Origin of the sequence: Methylobacterium sp., assembly GCF_019750675.1 — a bacterium.
Taxonomy (GTDB): Bacteria; Pseudomonadota; Alphaproteobacteria; order Rhizobiales; family Beijerinckiaceae; genus Methylobacterium.
The window spans coordinates 1-2,926 of sequence record NZ_JAIEOF010000314.1; the positions used below are offsets into that span (position 1 = coordinate 1).

Below are 2,926 nucleotides of genomic sequence, written 5' to 3' on the forward strand. Positions count from 1 at the left end.
ACGAAATGAACCGCGCGCGGACGCCGACGGTCTACGGCCGGCCCTCGCAAGGCCCCTCCCCCTATGGCCGCAGCGGCGTCGCCCGCAGCCAGCCCCTGGTCCTGTCCCGCAACCTTTGAGCGGCGGCGCGCCCCGCGCGAATTCCGCGACGGTGGCGGCCGCAGCTTCGTCCGCTCAGGGTCGGCCGTGTCCCATGCGCACGAAGGCGCGCACGGGGCCGAGATCCGATTCGCTGCGGGTGTCGATGGAGAGCTGGCCCGCCGTGACGGGGCCGGAATGCTGCGTGCCGAGATCGACCCCGGCCACCGCACGGCCACTGACCCGCACGCAGGTCGCCGAACCCGGAGTCCGCACGAAGCCGGGTCCCAGCCTCGGACAGGGCAGCATCGCTTCCCGCTGCGGCTGCGGCACCGGTCGCTCCGCGGCGCGGGCGGGCCCGGCACCGAAGAGCACGGCGCAGATCAAGCCGGCACGGATCGCAGGGTTCATGGTGCGGGCTCCCCGGGGATGGTGTCGCCCCAGGGTTAGGCCATCTCGCGCGGCGCGCAAAGCCACCCGGATGCGGGCTTAAAGCGAGTCTCGGTGAGCCTGACCCATAAGTCAGCCTCACTGAGGTCCGGCGGACGACCGCCGCCGCGCCGTCGCGCCGTCGCGCGGGCGGACCTCGATGAGTCGGGCTCATCAAGATCCGGTGTCAACCGAGATAGTTCACCAGGGTCAGCTTCGACAGCATGGAGGTCACCTGGTAGCTCGCCTGGAGTTGCGTCTGCAGTTGCAGAAGCTGCGCGGTGACGGACTCCGCAGAGACCGTATCGACCCCGTCGAGGGAGCCTTCCAGCGCGGTGCGGCTCTCCCGGTTCGACGCCTTGGTGTTGGCAAGCGTGCTCGACGCGAGGCCGAGATCGGCCGCGATGCCGGGCACGCCGTCCTTGGCCGTGTCGGACACGAGGAGGTTTCGGGCACGGTCGGCGAGCGCGTTGACGTGCTGGGCCCCCGGCGTTCCGGCCGCGCCGCCGGCGCTGGATTCCGCGGCGACCATCGCGAGCCCCGACAGGACGGCGCGGATCGGCGCCTCGTTGGCCTGTACGCCGATGTTGAGCACCCGGGTGGCGCTGACCTGCGCCGTGGCGGTGGCGCGCGGATCGGCGGCCGTGTCGTCGCCGGTGTACCAGATCACCGTCGTGTCGCTGGCCTGCCCGGCATAGCCGTCGCCCTCGACCCGGCGCGGGGCGAGCCCGGGCGAGGCCGAGCCCGCGAAGAAGTCCTGCGTGGCGCGGGAGGCCGAACTCGCGCTCAGGGTCGTCGTGGCGGCAGCCTTCAGGGCATTGTTGACGGCGTTCGACAGGTTCGCGGCGATATCGCCGGTGAGGGCGAAATCGGTGGTCGAGGTCGCGTCCGCGCTCGCGCGGGCTGTCAGGGTGAGGCTCTGGGTCGTGCCGTCGCGCAGGGCCAGGTTGATCGTCACGGTGTCGCCGGCCTTCGGCGTACCGGTGATGCCGAGGGTCAGCGAGGCCGGTGTCCCAGTGCCGAAATTCGCCTGAAGGTCGAGGGCGGCCGGCCCCTGGATGCTGGCGACGGGGACGCCCTCGAAGCGGTCGTTCAGGTAGGTCTGCGCTTCGGCGGCGGTCGCGAAGACCGGCATCGCGTCGGCATCCCCCGTCGCCGCGGAGGCCCGGGCGGTCAGGTCGACGAAGCTCTGGCTGCCGTCCGGCTGGTTGACGGCGACCCGGATGCGGTCACCCCCGGCGGGTGCGGCCGCCATCGTGAAGGTCACGTCGGGGCTGGTGGCTTTGGTCGTCGTGCCGGCGGTGATCCCGGCGGTGTTGGAGCTGGTGGCCGAGAGGAGCCGGAACCCGAAATTCGCGCGCGCCTCGGTGCCGGCCACGCCGGCGCCCTCCTCGCTGAGGGTTACCACCGCGCCGGCGGCGCTCGCGCCGATGCGCCCGTTGGCGTTCACGCCGAGATCGGCCGCCTTCTGCTCGGCGATCAGGGTCTTCAAACCGTCGCGGCCTGCGGCGGGCTCTCCGTTCAGGATCGCGTCCGTGGCGGCCACCGGCGGGGAATCGGTGGCGCGGCCGCCGAAGATATACTGTCCGCCGAGATCGACGTTCAGGGCATCGATGGCGGCATCCAGGCTGTCGCGCGCGATCTTGGACGTGTCGGTGGCGGTGGACGCGTTGCTGGCGGTGAGAGAGCGCTGAAGCGTGGCACCGAGGGTGTTGACCTGCGTCACGCTGGAGTTGGCGAGGGCGACGCGGGTGGTCGCCCCCGTGATGGCGGCGTCGTAGCCGTCCAGGGCGGAGAGGGCCGCGTGCGCGCTGAGGCTGGTGGTCCGCCCGACGCCGAGGCCGCCATAGGTCGTGGCCGTCTTGCCGCTGGCGAGCTGGTTCGTCAGCGTATCCAGGCGCCCCTTCAACCCGACCAGATTGGCGGTGTTGCGGTCGCCCACGTAGGTACTGGCGTTGAAGGGCGCGATGCTCATCGGGACCTCGCAGGGTGTGGGCGCATGGCGGGCGGCACCTTAGATCCGCAGCAGGGTGTCGAGGAGGTCGCGGGCGGCGGTGAGCACCCGCGCATTGGCGCTGTAGGCGGTCTGGAGCTGCACGAGCTTCGACATCTCCTCGTCGATGCTCACGCCGGAGGTGGAGGCGACGCGCGACTGGGCCGTCGCCAGGGCGATGCCCTGGCCCTCGTCGAGGCTCTGGGCGGTGGCGGCACCGGCACCCTGCGCGTCGATGATGCGCTGGGCGAAAGTCTGAACGCTGGAACTGTAGGGCGCGTTCACGCCCCCGATCCCGCTCGCCGCCCCGAAGGTCCGGTTGTCCCCGGTCAGCGCCGTGTAGAGGAACTGCGGCCGGGTCGGGTCGGAGGCGAGCGTCTTCCCCGAGGTATCGACGAGGTTGGCGGTGTTTCCGACGAGCGCCGG

The 2,926-nt window shown here is 71.6% G+C and carries 3 protein-coding genes; all 3 read right to left on the reverse strand.

What is annotated here, in order from left to right; genetic code table 11:
- Positions 1–174: 174 nt before the first annotated feature.
- The gene (locus K2X24_RS16355; RefSeq protein ID WP_292499407.1) at positions 175–489 is read right to left on the reverse strand and encodes a hypothetical protein; all 315 of its coding nucleotides are present in this window, start codon (positions 487–489) and stop codon (positions 175–177) included.
- Between the two features lie 205 nt (positions 490–694).
- The gene (locus tag K2X24_RS16360; protein ID WP_292499408.1) at positions 695–2,482 is read right to left on the reverse strand and encodes a hypothetical protein; all 1,788 of its coding nucleotides are present in this window, start codon (positions 2,480–2,482) and stop codon (positions 695–697) included.
- Positions 2,483–2,521: 39 nt separating this feature from the next.
- Positions 2,522–2,926: flagellar basal body rod C-terminal domain-containing protein (locus K2X24_RS16365; RefSeq protein WP_292499409.1), on the reverse strand; the 405-nt coding region annotated here is incomplete at its 5' end.